Consider the following 16,101-nt stretch of genomic DNA (forward strand, 5'->3'; position numbering starts at 1 on the left):
GCGGGACCGCCGGGTCCTCCACAGCCTCGCCCCGTCGACCCGTCGTGGCATCCGGGGCGCGCCCGCCCCGGCGTCCGTAGTCCGCCCCCGGGCCGCCCCCGGACGGCCTCCCGCCGCGAGCCCGAAGGTCGGGCCGCGGCGTCCGCCGGGTGCTCGTGCGACGATCGCGCTCGCCCCGGCCCGCCCGGCCCGCGAAGATGCAGCTGCCGTGACCGTCCCCCCGCCCGCAAACCCGCTCTTTACCGGGCTCAGCGCGTTCCCCCTGACGCCCATGGTCGGCGCGGGGGTCGACGAGTCCGCCGTCGTGCGGCTCGTCGGGAGGCTGCGCGACGCCCGGGTCGACTCCGTCGGGGCGCTGGGCAGCACGGGCAGCGCCGCCTACCTCACCCGCGAGCAGCGCGCCCGCGTGGCCGGCATCGCGGTGCGTCACGCCGGGCCCGTCCCCGTGATCGTCGGGATCAGCGCGGTCTCGACGGCCGAGGTGCTGCGCCTGGCCGAGGACGCGCAGAACGCGGGTGCCGCGGCGGTGATGCTCGCCCCGGTGTCGTACCAGCCGCTCTCGGACGACGAGGTGCTCGGGCTCTACGAGGACGTCACGCACGACCTCTCCGTGCCGCTCTGCGTCTACGACAACCCGACGACGACGCGGTTCACGTTCTCGGACGAGGTGCACGCCGCGATCGCCCGCCTGCCCCGCGTGGGGTCGATCAAGATCCCGCCCGTGCCCGCCGATCCGGCCGCGGCGCGCGAGCGGGTCGGGCGCCTGCGGGCGCTGATCCCGGAGCACGTGACGATCGGCGTGAGCGGCGACGCCGCCGGCGTCCGCGGGCTGCTGGCCGGCTGCGACGCCTGGTACTCGTCGCTGGCCGGAACGGTGCCCGGGCCGTTCGTCGCTCTGGCACGCGCGGCGCGGGCCGGGGACACGGAGGCCGCGGACCACGAGACGGAGCAGCTCGGCGTCGTGTGGGACCTGCTGGCCCGCTTCGGCGGCCTGCGCGTGAGCGCCGCCATCGCCGAGGAGCTGGGCCTCATCCGGGCACCGAGCCTCCCCCGCCCGCTGGCCGGCGTGCCCGAGGCCGACCGGCTGCCGCTGCGCGCCGCGCTGCGCGGGCTGACGCCGGCCGACACCGGATCGACCGCCTGAGGGGAATGCCGTGGGGCGCGCCTCGGTCACCCGCATCGACGTGCTGAAGGGCACCGGCACCCGCTACCGCTCGGTGCTGCACCGCGCGGACGGTGTCGTCGTCGAGCTCGACGGCGGTGGCTACAACGTCGTCGGCGGCCCCGCGCGCCGGGTCCCGCACGACATCGCGCACCTCGTGGTCGAACGCCGGCTCGGCCTCGACGCCGGGCTGTGGGGCGTCCTCGCGGGCGGCGGGATCGTCCAGAACGCCTCCTTCGTCGGTCGCCTGCCCCCGCACGCGTTGCGGCGCGCGAAGGCGCAGACGGATCCGCAGGGCGAGACGCTGCGGCAGGCCGAGGTGCTCGTCCGGGCCGTCGCCGACCGCTGCCTGGCACACGGGCCCTCACCAGTGACCCCCGGGGAGCTCGCGGCGCTGCGCCGCGCCGTCGGGGACCGCTGGTGGGCATCAGGCACGACGGCCTCCGCCCTCGCGTCCGCCTGCCTCGAACTGCGGGATGCGAGCGTCCGCTGGGAGGCCCTCCCGGCCGGCGAGAGCCTGGCGCTGGAGTGGCCGGCCGCCGGGCCCCGGACGACCCGCCGCTGACGGCCGTCCGGCGGGGGATCAGCCCGCCGCGACCCCGTCCGCCTCCACCCCGAGCTCGGCCAGCGCCCGGCCCAGCTGAGTGCGGTTCGTGATGCCGAGCTTCGGGAAGACCCGGTAGAGGTGCGAGCCGATGGTGCGGTGCGAGAGGTAGAGCCGCGCGCCGATCTCGCGGTTGCTGAGCCCCTCGGCCGCGAGCCGGGCGATCTGCAGCTCCTGGGCGGTCAGGTCGTCGAGCTGGTCCGGGGCCCGGTGCACCGTGGCGGCGCCGGCCGCCCGCAGCTCCGTGGCGGCGCGGTCCTCCCACGCCGAGGCGCCGCAGACGGCGAACGCCTCGCGGGCGAGCTCGAGCTGGGCCTGCGCGTCGCGGCGACGGCGCTCGCGGCGCAGCCACTCCCCGAGGGCGAGGTGCGCGTGCCCGCGGCGGAACGGGACGTCGTCGGCGGCCGCGGCCAGCGCGACGCCGAGCGGGCCGGCGGCCTCGGGGGTCTCGTCGAGGAGTGCGTGCGCGAGCGCCAGGCCCGCGGCGTGGACGCCCCCGGCCGACGCGAGGGCGGCGAGCCGGGCCCGGGCGCGGTCGCAGGCCCCGGCGTGCCGCGCGGCGTCGGCGTACTCCGCCACGACCCGCCGGGCCTGCACGGGCACCACGTCGCCGTCGCCCATCTCCCACAGGCGCTCGAAGCGCTCGAACGCCTCGGCGTGGCGGCGCTCCCCCAGCCGGGCCAGGCCGCGCACGAGCTCGAGCTCGGCCCGCGCCGCGGGCCAGCCGGCCAGCGCACCCTCGGCCTCCGCGGCGAGGCGGTCGGCCTCGCCGGCGCGGCCGCAGAGCGCCGCCAGCAGCGCCTCGAGCGCCGGCAGCCGCGCCAGCACGCGCGTGTGCCCGTAGGCCTCGGCGAGCGTCCGGGCCTCGGCCAGGTCGGCGCGGGCCGCGGCCACCGTGGCGGTCCGGGCCGCCGTCCAGCCCCGGAGCCGCAGCGCCTCGCTGAGCAGACCGACGTGGCCGTCGGCCCGCAGGTCGGTCACGGCGGAATCCAGGAGCGCGGCGGCCAGCGCGTCGTCGGCGGCGTCGATGGCGGCCCCGGCGAGAAGGACGCGCGTCTCCGTCGACAGCGCCTGCGTGTCGGTCGCGGCCGTCGCCGCCCGCAGGGCCTCGGGGCCGCGGGCCGGCGCGGCGGCGGTCAGCGCGACCGCCAGCAGCGGCTCCTGCGCCGGGGTCCCCAGGCGGTCGGCGAGGGCGACCACCCGGGCGCGGCCGGGGCCCGCGCCGGGTCGGCCCTGGAGGTCCCGGGCCACGTCGACGAGCAACCTGGTGGCGAGCGCGCGCTCGCCGGCGGCGCCCAGCGCCTCGACGTCGCCGAGCAGCTCCTCCACCGCCGCGCGGTCGCGGCGCCGCAGGTGGAATCGTGCCCGGACGGCCTCGAGGCGCCGGCGGTCGGCGTCCGTCGCGGCGGCGGAGGAGCGCACGCGGCCCGCGAGCTCGGCGGCGCGGTCGGGCCGCCCGACGGCGTGCGCCAGCTCCGCGGCCTCGAGCAGCCGGTCCACCCGGACTCGCGGTTCGGCGGTGACGCGGGCGGACTGCTCGATCAGCGCCAGCGCGTCGAGCAGCCGGTCGCGGGAGCGGGCCGCGGTCGCCGCGGCGTACGCGGCGTCGGCGACGGCCTCGTCGGCGCCGAGCGTCGCGGTCACGCGGTGCCACGCCCGGCGCTCGGGGCGCTGCCCCACGACGTCGGCGAGCGCCAGGTGCACGGCCCGGCGGGCGTCGAGGCCCGCCGCCGCGTAGACGGCCGCCCGTGCGGCCTCGTGCCGGAACCGCAGGCGTCCGTCCGCCTCGAGCAGCTCGTCGTGGGCGACGGCCAGGGCGACGGAGGCGACCACCTGCCCGGAGGGCGCGCCCGTGACGAGCGACGTCGCGGCGACGACCTCGCCCACGGACGCGCCGTCGTTGGCGGCCGCGGTGAGGACGACCGCGCGGGTCAGCGGGCCCAGCGCCTCGAGGCGACGGGTCAGCGCGTCGCGGAGCCGGTCGCTCACCGGGAGCGCGGCCGGGGCGCGCACGCCGAGCCGCTGCCACGCCTCGATCGGCCGACGCGCCAGCTCGACGAGGGCGAGCGGGTTGCCGCCGGCCGCGGCGAGCGTGCGCTCGCGGACGATCCCGGGGAGGCGCGGGCGCATCGCGTCCAGCAGCGCCCCGGCGGCGGCGTCGTCGATGCCCTCCAGCGCGACGACCGGGAGCCCGGTGCCGTGCGCGTCGCGCCGCTCGTCCGTGACCGCGAGGACGGCGACGCGCTCCCTGCGGGTGAGCGCCGCGACCCGGGCGAGCTCGTCCCATCCGCGGCGCCCGAGCCACTGGGCGTCCTCGACCAGCACCACCAGCGGACGCTCGCTCGCCGCGGTGGTCAGCCCGCGCGCCAGGGCGGTCGCCCCGCCCTCGTTCTCCATCCCGAGCGCGAACCCGAGGTCGGCGAGTGCCGTCGCGTCACGCCGCGCCGCCCCGCACGTGACGTGCACGACGCCGTGACCGGCGCGGTCGGCGCGGCGCTCCGCCGCCTGCAGCAGCGCGGTGCGGCCGCTGCCGGGCTCGCCGGAGAAGACGAGCCACGGCTGCTCCTGGGGGCGCAGGATCATCCGGTCGACGAGCTGCAGCTCGCGGCCCCGACCGTAGAGGGTGCCGGCCGGGAACCCGGGCTCGGGACCGCTCGTGGCGGCGGGCGCCGGCGCCCGTCGCCCGGAGCCCGCGACGGCGATGGCGTCGGTGAGCGCGACGGGATCGGTGGGGCGGAGCTGCGTGGACATGGAGGGCCTCTCGGGGGACGATCGGGGTGGTGCGGTGGTGCTCCGCCACCTTCGCCGCCGGGCCCGGGGCCCGCCAGAAGGGTCCCCCCGAGAGCCGCGACGGCCAGCCCACGACCCGGGTAGGGCCAGCCCTACCATCGCCGGCGTCGGCCCCTGCGCTGCCGTACGCTCGACTCGATGGCGATCCGCGTCCTCATCGTCGACGACGACCCGGCCTTCCGTGCGCTCGCCCGGCGGGTGATGGTGCACGGGGGTCTCGACGTCGTCGGCGAGGCCGGGACGGCCGGCGACGGCGCGGACGCCGCGAACGCCCTGCGCCCGGACGCGGTGCTCGTCGACGTCGGGCTGCCCGACCGCGACGGGGTCAGCCTCGCCGGCGACCTCGTCGCGCTCTCGTGGCACCCGCGGATCGTCCTGACGTCGACCGACCCCGACGCGACGAGCCCCGACGCCGCGCGTCGCCTGGGTGCCTCGGGGTTCGTGCCGAAGCACGAGCTGCCCGGTGCCGGCCTCGACCTGCTCCTCCATGGTGGGTGAGCGCCCAGCGACCCCGGTGCGGGTCGTCATCGGCGAGGACGACGTCCTGCTGCGCGAGGGCATCGCCCGCCTGCTCGCGGGCAGCGGGTTCGAGGTCCTCGCCCAGGCCGCCGACGCCGACGACTTCCTGCGCAAGGCCGTCGCCCACCAGCCGGACGTCGTCGTCATCGACGTGCGGATGCCGCCGGGCGACGTCGACGACGGGCTGCGCGCCGCCATCGAGCTGCGGCGCCGGCATCCGCAGATCGGCGTCCTCGTGCTCTCCCAGTACTACGACGAGCGCTACGCCGTCGACCTGATCGGCGACCGTGCCGAGGGCGTCGGCTACCTGCTGAAGGAGCGCGTCGGCGACGTCGACGCGTTCACCGACGCGGTGCGGCGCGTGGCCGCTGGCGGCGCCGCGCTCGACCCCGAGGTGATCGGCCGCATGCTCGGCCGGCGCACCACCGAGGGCCCGCTCGACAAGCTCAGCCCCCGTGAGCGCGACGTCCTCGCCGAGATGGCGGAGGGCAAGTCGAACGCCGGCATCGCCGCCGCCCTCGTCGTCACGGACGCCGCCGTCGAGAAGCACGTGACGGCGATCTTCGCCAAGCTCGGGATCCGCCCGGCGCGTGAGGACCACCGCCGCGTGCTGGCCGTGCTGACGTACCTGCACAACCGGCGCGGCTGACCCGGCCGGCGGCGCCCGGGCCGCGCGCTCAGCCGCCGTCGTCGGGCGCGAACGGGATCCGCGCGCGCAGCGTCGTGCCTCCCCCGGGCGGGCTGTCGACCTCCATCGTCCCGTCGAGCACGGCGAGGCGGTCACAGATGCCGGTGAGCCCGGGCCCGTCCGCCGTCGCGCCACCGACCCCGTCGTCCTCGATCTCGAGCGCGACGTGGTCGGGCCCGATGCACGCCCGGACGACGACGCGCGTCGCCTCGGCGTGCTTGATGACGTTCGTGAGCGCCTCGGCGACGACGAAGTACGCGGTGGCCTCGACAGAGGTCGGCATGCGCCGGTCGTCGACCTCGACCGCGACGGGGATCGCCGTACGGTCGGCCAGCGCCTGGACGCCGGCGAGCAGGCCGCCGCGCGCGATGACGGCGGGCAGGATCCCGTGGGCGAGCTCGCGGAGCTCCTCGATCGCCGCCCCCGCGTGGGACAGCGCGTCGTCGAGCAGTACCCGCCCCTCCGCCGCGTCGCCGTGCTGGGTCGCCCGTTGGAGCAGCTTGAGGGTCACGACGGTGTGGACGAGCCGCTGCTGCGCACCGTCGTGCAGGTCACGGACGACGCGCTTGCGCTCCTCGTCGCCTGCGGCCAGCACGCGGGCGCGGGACGCCTGCAGCTCGCGGACGCGCACCCGCTCGACGTCGCGCCGGCGCAGCTCGCTCTCGAGGTCCAGCCGGACCTCGGCCTCGTGGGCGCGCATGCGGGCGCGGTCGGCGAGCACCGCGGCGACGATCTCCGTCACGAGCAGGACGACGATCGCGACCACGTCGTCCGCCTCCACCCCGTGGAACCCGGCGCTCGGGTTCGTGTGGAACACCCAGAGCGCCAGCGCGCTGGCGACGGACGTGGCCAGCCCGAGCATCAGGCCCCAGGTCGCGGAGAGCACGAGGACGCCGAGGACGTACAGGACGCCACTCGAGACCCCGGGGTCGACCTGCTGCAGCGGGTAGAGCGCCAGCGTGACGGCGGTGACGACGAGCACGGCCGCCACGATCCCGGTGGCCCGGGAGCGCTGCAGGCGACGGATGGGCGTGGGCTCGGCGGGGTGTGCGGTGGCCATGCGTGGGGACGGATCCGCCCTCCTGGGCGGCTCGGCGCTCATGATGGCGCCTGCGTGCCGCGACGACCATGCGTCACATGACGGTCGCGAGTCCTAAGCCTTCTTGACAATGCTGGACTTCAGCTGTAGCGGACCGAAGCCGTCGACCTTGCAGTCGATGTCGTGGTCGCCGACGCCGTCGACGAGGCGGATGTTCCGCACCTTCGTGCCGGCCTTGATCGACCCGGCGGCGCCCTTGACCTTGATGCCCTTCACGACGGTCACGGTGTCACCGTCGGCGAGCACGTTGCCGACGGCGTCCCGGATCACGCGCTCGTCCTCCGCGTCGCCGCCCTCGGCGCCGGGGGTCCACTCGTGCGCGCACATCGAGCAGACCTGCAGGCCGTTCAGCTCGTACGTGTACTCGCTGGCGCAGGCCGGGCAGGCGGGGGTCTCGACGCTCATCCGGCCAGGGTAGTCGGCGGCCTCGCCGGCGCGCGGGGCCCTAGAGCCGCGGGATCTCGACGCGGTCGCGCGCGTCGATCTCGCGCACCGGCCGGGCCGGCGAGCCGACCGCGACCACGCCGGCGGGCAGGTCGCGCGTGACGACGGACCCCGCGCCCACCACGGTGTCCGAGCCGATCGTGACGCCGGGACAGACGATGACGCCGGCGCCCAGCCAGACGTTGTCGCCGAGCACGATCGGCGCCCCGGACTCCCAGCCCAGCCGCCGCGGCTCCGGGTCGATCGGGTGCGTCGCGGTGAGGAGCTGCACCCGGGTGGCGATCTGGCAGTGCGCCCCGATGGTGATCGCTGCGACGTCGAGCATCAGGCAGTCGAAGTTGAGGAACGTCGCGGTCCCGATCGACACGGGCGTGCCGTACTCGCAGCGGAACGGCGGGCGAACGACGACGTCCTCTCCCACGGCGCCGAGGAGCTCCCGGAGCAGCGCGTGGTGCCCGGCCTCGTCGGCGAGCGGCGTGGCGTTGTAGCGGGCGAGGAGCTCCTGGGCCCGGTGCAGGTCCGCGGTCAGGTCGGGGTCCTCGGCGCGGTACAGCTCGCCGCGGAACATCCGGTCCTTCATCTCTCCCATGGCGCGATCCTCGCAGGGCGCACCGGCGGCGGGCGACGTCCGGGGGACGGGGACGTCGGGGGCCGTGGCGGGCGGGCGGCGCCGGAGGCCGCCATGGGGTCCGATCAGCGGACGATCGCGACCTCGACCGCGGGCCCGCGGTCGGCGCGGTGCGAGGTCTCCGCGGAGACGACGGTGCCGACGGCGAGCGCCGCGGCGAGGACGGGTCCGGCGAGGCCCGCGAGGGCGGCTGAACGGAGGGTGATCGTGGGGGTGCTGCGTGGATGGTTCATGGTGCTGGCCGGGTCGGCGGGTCGTGGTCGGACCTCAACCGTACGGTGCACATCCGCGGCCGAGAAGCGGGTTGCGCATACGGTGGGGAACGACCGTTCGCCCCCTTCAGCGGGGGTACGGGCGGCCGATAGATCGGCTGCGGTGCACCTTGTGGGCGCCCCGCCCGGTGCCGCAGCGTGGGCCCTCGCCGCCGCCCCCTCGCCCCCGCCCCTGGCGCGTGGCAGTCTCCCCTCCGCGATGTGTGGGGGTTCGCGGGCCGACGGCTGCCCGTCACAGATCCGTGCGTCGCGGAACTGAGCAGGGCAGATGGCCACCGGGGTCGACATCGACGCGCTGTACGCCGAGCACGGGGATCCCCTGTTGCGCTGGTTCGCACGGCGGACGGCGGACCCGGAGACGGCGCTCGACCTGTGGTCCGAGACCTTCGCGCAGGCCGTCTCGTCCCAGCGACGGTGCCGCGCGAGCACCGACGACGAACGGGCCGGCTGGCTGTGGGGCATCGCCCGCCGGCAGCTCGCCCGCTATCTGCGCCGCGGGTACGCCGAGCAGCGCGCGGTGCGCCGCATCGGCCTGGAGCGTCCACCGGCGGACCCGCCGCTGCTGGCCGCGATCGAGCACCGCGCCGGCCTGGACGCGGTCCGGGCCGAGCTGGTGCAGGCGCTGTCGACCCTCGGCGACGACACGCGGCGTGCGGTGGAGCTGCGCGTCGTCGACGATCTGCCCTACCCCGAGGTCGCCCGTCTGCTGGCGATCTCCGAACCCGCCGCGCGCGCCCGCGTCTCGCGCGGCCTCAACGCCCTCGGCCGACTGCTGGACCGGCAGGCCCTCCTGGAGGTGACGTCCCCGTGACGCCCGAGCACGATCCCTACGACGCGCATCTGCAGGCGATGGGCCGCGCGCTCCGCACCGCACCCGGACGGCGCACGAGGCAGCACCGCACCCGGCCGTTGCTGATCACGGGCCTCGGCGCGGCGCTGGCGGCGGCCGTCCTCGTGCTGCTCCTCGGCGCGCCGGGGCGCTCGCCGGTCGACGTGCTGGGGCGGGCGGAGGCCGCGCTGGGCACGCCGGACGAGCTCGTGCACTACGTGGTGCGGGATCGCGTGGTGCAGGCCCGGCCGGGCCTGCGGCCGCCGCCGGTGTCGCGGTCCTTCTTCCCGTGCCCGCCGACCGGCACGACCGAGGTCTGGCAGTCGGAGCGACTCAACCGGTGGCGCGCGGTACTGCCCGTCGCGCCGAACGGGCCGCGGTGCAGCCAGACCTACGACGGGCGACGGGGGATCCCGGTCGACGGGCCGACCCAGTCGGCGTGGAACAACGGCACGACGTCCTACTACGTCGAGCAGAACGACACGTTGGACACCGTTCGCGGCTACTCCCTGCGGTCCTCCGCCCGTCTGACGCCGATCAGCGACCGCAACCTCGGCGGCGGCGACCCCGTCCAGACGCTCCGCGGCATGCTCGCCGCCGGCCGCCTGACCTCCCGCGGAGCGACCACGCTGAACGGGCGGCGGGTCCGCACCTTCAGCGGCACCTCGACGCAGCACGGGCGCGGCGGGACCGACGTCACCACCGTGCTCTACGCCGTGGACGCCGACACGTTCCGACCCGTGCGCTCCATCGTCACCCGGCGGGTGCTGCGCCGCGGCGGACCGCCGACTCCCCGCGGACGCGACATGCGGCGCTGGATGTGGTCCTCCCCGTCGGCCCACCAGCTCGACTTCCTCCGCTACGAGCGGCTGCCGCTGAACGCCGCCACCCGGCGGCTGCTCGAGATCCGTCCGGCGCGCCCGCCGAAGGACACCACGGACATGACCCAGGCCGAGCTGCGCCGATCCATCAAGCGCCGGACCGCGGCGGAGAACCGCGAGGGCGCCGCCCGGGCCCGACGCGCGAATCGCGAGCGCGCCGCGCGGGCTCGCGACGGGCGCGGCGGCTGACCCGCCCCGCCCTCAGGTCCCGCAGAACGTGCGGTACCCCGGCTCCTCCGGACCCGCCTCCGCGTAACGCTCGAGGCCGGGCCGCACCGCGAACGGGCGCTGCAGCACCGCGACGAGGGCCTCGAACGGGCCCAGGTCGCCGGCGGTCGCAGCCGCGAGCGCCTCCTCCACGAGGTGGTTGCGCGGGACGTAGACCGGGTTCACGCGGTCCATCTCCTCCGCGGCCTGCGCCGGGTCGCGGTCCTGCGCCGCCAGCGACGCCCGCCAGCGCTCCGCCCACGCGTCGAACCCGTCGCCGTCGGCGAACAGCGCCCGAGCCGGAGCGTCGTCCCCGCGCAGCAGGTCCGCCAGGGCACGGAAGGCGGCGGTGTGGTCGACGCGCCCGCGGTGCATCAGGGCGAGCAGGTCGTTCGCGAGCTCGTCGTCGTCGGAGGGCTGGACGAACCCGAGCTTCGCGGCCATGCCGCGCCCCCACGCCTGGCCGTAGTGGGCCTGGAAGGAACGCAGAACCTCGGTCGCCGCGGCCACCGCCGCCTGCTGGTCGGCGTCGATCAGCGGGACCAGCGCCTCGGCCAGGCGGGCGAGGTTCCACTGCATGATCGGCGGCTGGTTGCCGAACGCGTAGCGCCCCGCCTGGTCGATCGAGCTGAAGACCGTCGCCGGGTCGTAGGCGTCCATGAACGCGCAGGGGCCGTAGTCGATCGTCTCGCCCGAGATCGTCACGTTGTCCGTGTTCATCACGCCGTGGACGAAGCCGACGAGCATCCAGCGGGCGACGAGCTCGGCCTGCGCCCGGACGACCGAGGCGAAGAACGCGAGGTAGGGGTTCTCCGCCCCCGCCGCGTGCGGGTGGTGCCGGGCGATCGCGTAGTCCGCCAGGCGCCGCACGAGCTCGGGGTCGCCCAGCCGCGCGGCGTACTGGAACGTGCCGACGCGCAGGTGGCTGGCGGCCACGCGGGCGAGGACGGCGCCGGGCAGCATGGTCTCGCGGACCACGTCCTCGCCCGTGGCGACGACCGCCAGCGAGCGCGTCGTCGGGATCTCGAGCGCGTGCATCGCCTCGCTCACGACGTACTCGCGCAGCATCGGGCCGACGGCCGCGCGGCCGTCGCCGCCGCGGGCGAAGGGCGTGCGGCCCGAGCCCTTCAGGTGCAGGTCGCGCCGCCGCCCGTCCGGGTCGACGAGCTCGCCGAGCAGCAGCGCCCGGCCGTCGCCGAGCCGCGGCGAGTAGCCGCCGAACTGGTGGCCCGCGTAGGCCTGGGCGACCGGCGTCGCGCCCTCCGGCACCGTCGCGCCGGCGAGGATCGCGGCGCCCTCGGGCGTGTCCAACGCGTCGGCGTCGAGTCCGAGCTCGCCGGCCAGGGCCCGGTTGAGGACGAGGAAGCGAGGGTCGGGGGCCGGCGCACCCTGCCAGGCCAGGTACAGGCCCTCGAGCTGCCGGACGAAGGTGTCGTCGAACGCGAACAGCGGACGGGCTGCGGTACTCATGGTCGGAGGCTAGCGCCGACCGCGCTCCGGCTCGCCGGTCGCGGCTCTACGCCACCACATGCGGCCGGCGCGCCGGCAGGTCCGTCGCGTCCGGCCCCGGCGCAGGGGTGGCACGGGCCGCGGTCCGCCACGCGCGGGGCGAGGCGCCCATGACGCGCTTGAACGCGTTGGAGAACGCCGCGTCGGACGTGTAGCCCCACGCCGCGCCGACCGCGGAGACCGGGGCGTCGCTGCGGCGCAGGTCGCGCGCCGCGGCGTGCATGCGCATCCGCAGCAGGTGGTCCAGCGGCGGCGCGCCCACGAGCGCCCGGAACCGCTCCGCGAAGGTCGACCGGGAGAGGTGTACCGCGGCCGCGAGCTCGGGGACGGTCCAGCGGCGGGCGAGGTCGGCGTGCATGAGCGTCAGTGCGGGGCCGATTCGCCCGTCGGTCATGGCGGCGAGCCAGCCACCGAGCTGGTGGTCTCCGGCGTCGAGCGCCGCGCGCAGCGCCTCGACGAAGACGATCTCCCCCAGCCGCGCCGTCACGAGCGAGGCCCCCAGGCGGGACGCGGCCGCCTCGTGCCCGAGCAGGTCGAGCGCCGCCCGCAGCGGCGTCCCGCGGGCCTCGTCGGCGCCCACGACGATCAGGGGCGGGAGCACGTCGAGCAGCAGCCGGGCGCTGGCGGCGTCGAAGGCGAACCGTCCGCCGGTCAGCAAGACCTCGTCGCCGGTGCCGACGCGGGCGGTGCCGTCGACGGACTCCTCGAACGCGGGCCGCCCGTCGACGGGCTCGAGGCCCGGCGCGCCGGCCACGGAGTAGCCGGCGCCGGTGACGAGCACGAAGCAGTCGCCCGCGCGCAGGTGGCGCTCGGATGCGCCCGGCGCGGGCCGCAGCCAGCACTCCCCGCGGTGCACCGCCCCGAACTTCACGTGCGCGACGCCCGGGAACGCCAGCGCCCACCGTCCCCCGGCTGCGAGCCGGGCCGAGACGGCGCGCTCCACGGTGAGCAGCTCCAGGACGTCGGACAACGGATCCACGCCCGGAGCATGACGCAAGAACGCCGGCCTCTGCGTCATGGATCCTCCGCCGGCCGGGACCTACCGTGGGGCCACGCCCCGCTCGGGGCGCACCACCACGGAAGACGGGCACCACATGTCGGACATCGCAGGGAAGGTCGTGGCGATCACGGGCGCCAGCGGCGGGATCGGAGAGGCGACGGCGCTGCTGCTGGCGCAGCGCGGGGCGCGGGTCGTCCTGGGCGCCCGCCGCGCCCCCGAGCTCGAGGCGGTCGTCGCGCGCATCCAGGAGGCGGGCGGCGAGGCCACCCACGTCGTCTGCGACGTCACCCGTCGTTCCGACCTGGAGGAGCTCGTCGCGGCCGCGCAGGACCGGTTCGGGCGACTCGACGTGCTCGTGAACAACGCGGGCATCGCACCGATCTCGCGGCTCGACGACCTGCGGGTCGACGACTGGGAGGCGATGGTCGACGTCAACGTGAAGGGCGTGCTGTTCGGCATCGCCGCGGCCCTGCCGGGGTTCCGCGCGCAGGGCTCCGGGCAGATCGTCACCGTCGCGTCGACGGCGGCGCACCGGGTGGTGCCGACGATGGCCGTGTACGCGGCGACGAAGGTGGCGGTCCGTGCCATCGCCGAGGGGCTGCGGCAGGAGGCGGGCGACGCGCTGCGGGTCAGCGTCGTCTCGCCCGGGTTCGTCGACACGGACTTCGCCGCCGGAGCTGCGGACCCGGAGCTCCGCAGGCGGCTGCTGGCCGACCGCGACCGCATCGCCATGCCGCCCGACGCCGTCGCCCGCGCGGTGGCCTACGTCGTCGAGCAGCCCGCGGGCGTCGACGTCGGCGAGGTGGTGATCCGGCCGACGGCGCAGGCGTAGGCGTAGGCGCAGCCCGGCGACGTCGGCCGCAGGCCCGCGGGTGAACGCCCGACCCAGCCTGCCGCCGCGCCGCGGCCACGCCGACCACCCGGACAGTCGTCCACCCCGGCCGCTCCTGGGCGCCCCGATACGCGACCGACACGGTCCTGCACCCCGTCCGCTCCCCCGCCTGCCGACAGTCAGAACAGGAGCCGAGGGAACCGGATGCGATCGGGCATCCGCTTCCCGGAGCCGCCCGCACCATGCGCACGCACGACCGACCCCGGTGGACCACCCTCAACCTCGCCGCCCTGTGGCTCGCCGTCGCGGCCGACCGCGACCCGCGCACCCGGGCGCTCCGCCCGGGTCTGCCGGCGGACCCCGCCATCCTCGGCGCCGTCGTCGGCGCCATCGGTGGCGCGAACGCCGGCGGCGAGGTCCTGGAGGCCGCCGTCGTCTGCGCCCGGGTCGCCGGTCGGGACTGGGCGGCCATCGCCGCCGACATGGACCTGGACGCCACGGTCGTCCGCGAGCGCTACGCCGACGCCGAGCGCGCCTTCCGCCTCTCCGAGGCCTTCCCGATCCGCCGCGAGCCCGACGGCCGCATCCGCCGCTCCTGGCCCGCCCCGCTGCACAACCCGGACGAGTGGGCCCGCCGCCTGGCCGTCTCGCGCGGTGCCCGCGGCACCGCCGACCTCGAGCTGGACGACCTGACCTGGCGCGCGCACGAACTGGCCGCCATCGCCCTGATGGAGGACGTCGTCGAGCTCGGCGAGCTGCCCTCCGGCGTCGACCCCCTGGAGGCGCGCCTGCGGCTCGAGCGCCGGCGCGTCGACCACCTGCTCAACGAGCTGGGTCTGCCCGACGGCGACCCCGCCGTCGCGATCGACCTGCAGGGCGCCCTCGAGGTCAGCATGCTGGCCTGCCGGGTGCTCGCCGACACCGTCGCCGAGAGCCGCCGCCCCGCCCGGCCGCTGCTGCGCGTCACCGCGCTGGTCTGAGTTCCGCCGTCGCGGGCGCGTCGGCCGCGGGTGCGCCGAGCCCCTCGGGCCGGTCGAACGAGACGGACATCCGCTCCGTCCCCGCACCACCCGGCAGGCGCCGGCAGGCCGCCGCGGTGGCCCCGTGGACGAGTCGGCGGTGGAGCAGGCGCGGGCGCTCGCCGTCCGCATCCCACACCACCGTCTCCACCGTGTGCACCTGGCCGAAGCGCAGCAGCATCGTCAGCTCGTTGCGGCCCATCAGCAGCGCCGCCAGCGCTCGCTCCAGGTCCGGTCCCCACGGCGCGCGCACCTGCCCGCCGATCCAGCTCAGCGTCGCCTGACCGTCCTCGAGCTCGAGCGCCAGCCGCGTGTCGTCGCACGCGTGGAGGATGCGCAGCTCCACCGCGCCCGTCGGCGTCCGCAGCGCCTTCGTGCGCTCCGGCCGGACGGCCGACGGGGCCAGTCCGGCCAACAGGCCGCGCACCGCTTCGACCGTGGCGCGTTCCCGGTCGTCGAGGGTGGAGCGGGCCGTCACCTCCGGGAAGAACGGCTCGTGCAGGGGAGGTCGGACCACCTGGTGGGCACACATCGCCCCGCCAGCGTACCCCCCACACCGGCGAACGGGAGACCGTGCGGGCCCCGGCCCGTGCGTCTCGGGCCGGGCCGCGCAGGACGTCGTCAGGGCCCGGTCCACCCGCAGGGCGGGTTGGCCGGCCCCGACGCTCTAGCCCTGCGGGTCGAAGCCGATCGGCTCGCCCGTGCGCGGGTTGACCACCGGCACGAGGATGCCGCGGAGCTGGTCGCGCAGCGCCTCGTGCTGCGTCGGCAGGCGCAGCTGCTCACCGAGGTGGTCGGGCGCCTCGTCCGTCGCAAAGCCGGGCCCCAGGGTCGCCAGCTCGAACAGCACGCCGCCGGGCTCGCGGAAGTAGATCGCGTCGAAGTAGTCGCGATCGATCACCGGCGTGACGTGTGCGCCGGCCTCGGCCAGGAGCGCGCGCCAGCCCTCGTGGTCCTCGTCGCGGGACGCCCACGCGATGTGGTGGACGGTGCCCGCGCCCGGGACGCCGGGCTCTGCGGGTGCGGGGTCGAGCGTCCAGTGCACGTGGCGCTCCTGACCGCGGGCGACGAAGCGGCCCTCGGCCTCGGCCTCGAAGCCCAGCAGAGCGGTGACGACCGTGGCGGAGACGTCGGGGTTGGCGCTGTAGGCGCGGGCCCCCTGCACGCCGGTGATGGCGTGCTGGGCGGGGACGGCGGGGTGCTCGGCCTTCAGGGCGGCGCCGATGTCGTGCACGACGAGCTCGAGGTCCAGGCCGTCGGGGTCGGCGAACCGGAGCCCGCCGTCCTCGCGGGTGTTGGCGACACCGTGGTCGCCGAGCCGACCGGCCCAGAAGTCGATCGCGGCGTCGGAGGCGACGGCGAGGACGAGGCGGTGCACCATGCCGGCGCCCGCGCGGCCCGGGCGGGCGCCCTGGAACTCGAACCACGTGAGGATCGATCCGGGGCTGCCGGCCTCGTCGCCGAAGTACAGGTGGTACGCCTCGGGCTGGTCGAAGTTGACCGTCGTCTTGACGAGCCGCAGGCCCAGGACGTCGGCGTAGAAGTCGACGGTCCGCTGGGCGTGGCCGGTGATCATCGTGACGTGGTGGAGGCCCTCGAGCTGCATGGTGGTCCTTCG

General features: G+C 76.7%; 17 protein-coding genes. 8 read left to right on the forward strand and 9 right to left on the reverse strand.

What is annotated here, in order from left to right:
• Nucleotides 1-208 precede the first annotated feature (208 nt).
• The gene (locus F593_RS25410) at nucleotides 209-1,144 is read left to right on the forward strand and encodes a dihydrodipicolinate synthase family protein (protein WP_022929423.1); all 936 of its coding nucleotides are present in this window, start codon (nucleotides 209-211) and stop codon (nucleotides 1,142-1,144) included.
• Nucleotides 1,145-1,154: 10 nt separating this feature from the next.
• Nucleotides 1,155-1,727: a hypothetical protein gene (locus tag F593_RS0114245; protein ID WP_022929424.1), complete on the forward strand. Its 573-nt coding sequence runs from the start codon at nucleotides 1,155-1,157 to the stop codon at nucleotides 1,725-1,727.
• Between the two features lie 18 nt (nucleotides 1,728-1,745).
• Here F593_RS0114245 and F593_RS0114250 read toward each other — a convergent pair whose 3' ends face one another.
• Nucleotides 1,746-4,517, reverse strand: a complete 2,772-nt coding sequence (locus F593_RS0114250; protein ID WP_022929425.1) for a helix-turn-helix transcriptional regulator — start codon at nucleotides 4,515-4,517, stop codon at nucleotides 1,746-1,748.
• 177 nt (nucleotides 4,518-4,694) lie between these two features.
• Between F593_RS0114250 and F593_RS0114255 the strand changes: the two genes are divergently transcribed.
• Complete coding sequence (locus F593_RS0114255; protein ID WP_022929426.1) at nucleotides 4,695-5,054, forward strand: response regulator; 360 nt, start codon at nucleotides 4,695-4,697, stop codon at nucleotides 5,052-5,054.
• Nucleotides 5,044-5,724, forward strand: a complete 681-nt coding sequence (locus F593_RS0114260) for a response regulator transcription factor (RefSeq protein ID WP_028721692.1) — start codon at nucleotides 5,044-5,046, stop codon at nucleotides 5,722-5,724. The genes F593_RS0114255 and F593_RS0114260 overlap by 11 nt, the downstream gene beginning before the upstream one ends.
• A gap of 28 nt (nucleotides 5,725-5,752) precedes the next feature.
• Here F593_RS0114260 and F593_RS25415 read toward each other — a convergent pair whose 3' ends face one another.
• The 4 genes from F593_RS25415 to F593_RS29955 all read right to left on the reverse strand — a co-directional run bounded on the left by F593_RS25415 (nucleotide 5,753) and on the right by F593_RS29955 (nucleotide 8,167).
• Complete coding sequence (locus F593_RS25415) at nucleotides 5,753-6,823, reverse strand: ATP-binding protein (protein WP_022929428.1); 1,071 nt, start codon at nucleotides 6,821-6,823, stop codon at nucleotides 5,753-5,755.
• A 93-nt stretch (nucleotides 6,824-6,916) separates the two neighbouring features.
• Nucleotides 6,917-7,267, reverse strand: a complete 351-nt coding sequence (locus F593_RS0114270) for a zinc ribbon domain-containing protein YjdM (RefSeq protein WP_022929429.1) — start codon at nucleotides 7,265-7,267, stop codon at nucleotides 6,917-6,919.
• Nucleotides 7,268-7,307: 40 nt separating this feature from the next.
• Entirely contained in the window at nucleotides 7,308-7,895 is a 588-nt protein-coding gene (locus tag F593_RS25420; protein ID WP_022929430.1) for a sugar O-acetyltransferase, read from the reverse strand.
• 104 nt (nucleotides 7,896-7,999) lie between these two features.
• Complete coding sequence (locus tag F593_RS29955) at nucleotides 8,000-8,167, reverse strand: hypothetical protein (RefSeq protein ID WP_022929431.1); 168 nt, start codon at nucleotides 8,165-8,167, stop codon at nucleotides 8,000-8,002.
• Nucleotides 8,168-8,474: 307 nt separating this feature from the next.
• On the opposite strand from F593_RS29955, the gene F593_RS25425 reads away from it, so the two are divergent.
• The gene (locus tag F593_RS25425) at nucleotides 8,475-9,017 is read left to right on the forward strand and encodes an RNA polymerase sigma factor (protein ID WP_022929432.1); all 543 of its coding nucleotides are present in this window, start codon (nucleotides 8,475-8,477) and stop codon (nucleotides 9,015-9,017) included.
• The gene (locus tag F593_RS0114290) at nucleotides 9,014-10,105 is read left to right on the forward strand and encodes a hypothetical protein (protein ID WP_022929433.1); all 1,092 of its coding nucleotides are present in this window, start codon (nucleotides 9,014-9,016) and stop codon (nucleotides 10,103-10,105) included. Before F593_RS25425 ends, F593_RS0114290 begins: the two co-directional genes overlap by 4 nt.
• 12 nt (nucleotides 10,106-10,117) lie before the next feature.
• On the opposite strand, the gene F593_RS0114295 is transcribed toward F593_RS0114290, so the two are convergent.
• Nucleotides 10,118-11,593: a protein adenylyltransferase SelO gene (locus F593_RS0114295; RefSeq protein WP_022929434.1), complete on the reverse strand. Its 1,476-nt coding sequence runs from the start codon at nucleotides 11,591-11,593 to the stop codon at nucleotides 10,118-10,120.
• Between the two features lie 46 nt (nucleotides 11,594-11,639).
• Nucleotides 11,640-12,611, reverse strand: coding sequence for an AraC family transcriptional regulator (locus F593_RS0114300; RefSeq protein ID WP_022929435.1), 972 nt, complete (start codon nucleotides 12,609-12,611; stop codon nucleotides 11,640-11,642).
• Between the two features lie 115 nt (nucleotides 12,612-12,726).
• Between F593_RS0114300 and F593_RS0114305 the strand changes: the two genes are divergently transcribed.
• The gene (locus F593_RS0114305) at nucleotides 12,727-13,464 is read left to right on the forward strand and encodes an SDR family oxidoreductase (RefSeq protein WP_022929436.1); all 738 of its coding nucleotides are present in this window, start codon (nucleotides 12,727-12,729) and stop codon (nucleotides 13,462-13,464) included.
• 242 nt (nucleotides 13,465-13,706) lie between these two features.
• The gene (locus tag F593_RS0114310) at nucleotides 13,707-14,444 is read left to right on the forward strand and encodes a hypothetical protein (RefSeq protein WP_022929437.1); all 738 of its coding nucleotides are present in this window, start codon (nucleotides 13,707-13,709) and stop codon (nucleotides 14,442-14,444) included.
• On the opposite strand, the gene F593_RS0114315 is transcribed toward F593_RS0114310, so the two are convergent.
• Nucleotides 14,428-15,015, reverse strand: coding sequence for a hypothetical protein (locus tag F593_RS0114315; RefSeq protein ID WP_022929438.1), 588 nt, complete (start codon nucleotides 15,013-15,015; stop codon nucleotides 14,428-14,430). The genes F593_RS0114310 and F593_RS0114315 overlap by 17 nt on opposite strands.
• A gap of 135 nt (nucleotides 15,016-15,150) precedes the next feature.
• Nucleotides 15,151-16,089, reverse strand: coding sequence for a VOC family protein (locus F593_RS0114320; protein WP_022929439.1), 939 nt, complete (start codon nucleotides 16,087-16,089; stop codon nucleotides 15,151-15,153).
• Nucleotides 16,090-16,101: the final 12 nt, after the last annotated feature.

This window comes from Patulibacter americanus DSM 16676 (assembly GCF_000420025.1).
GTDB lineage: Bacteria > Actinomycetota > Thermoleophilia > Solirubrobacterales > Solirubrobacteraceae > Patulibacter > Patulibacter americanus.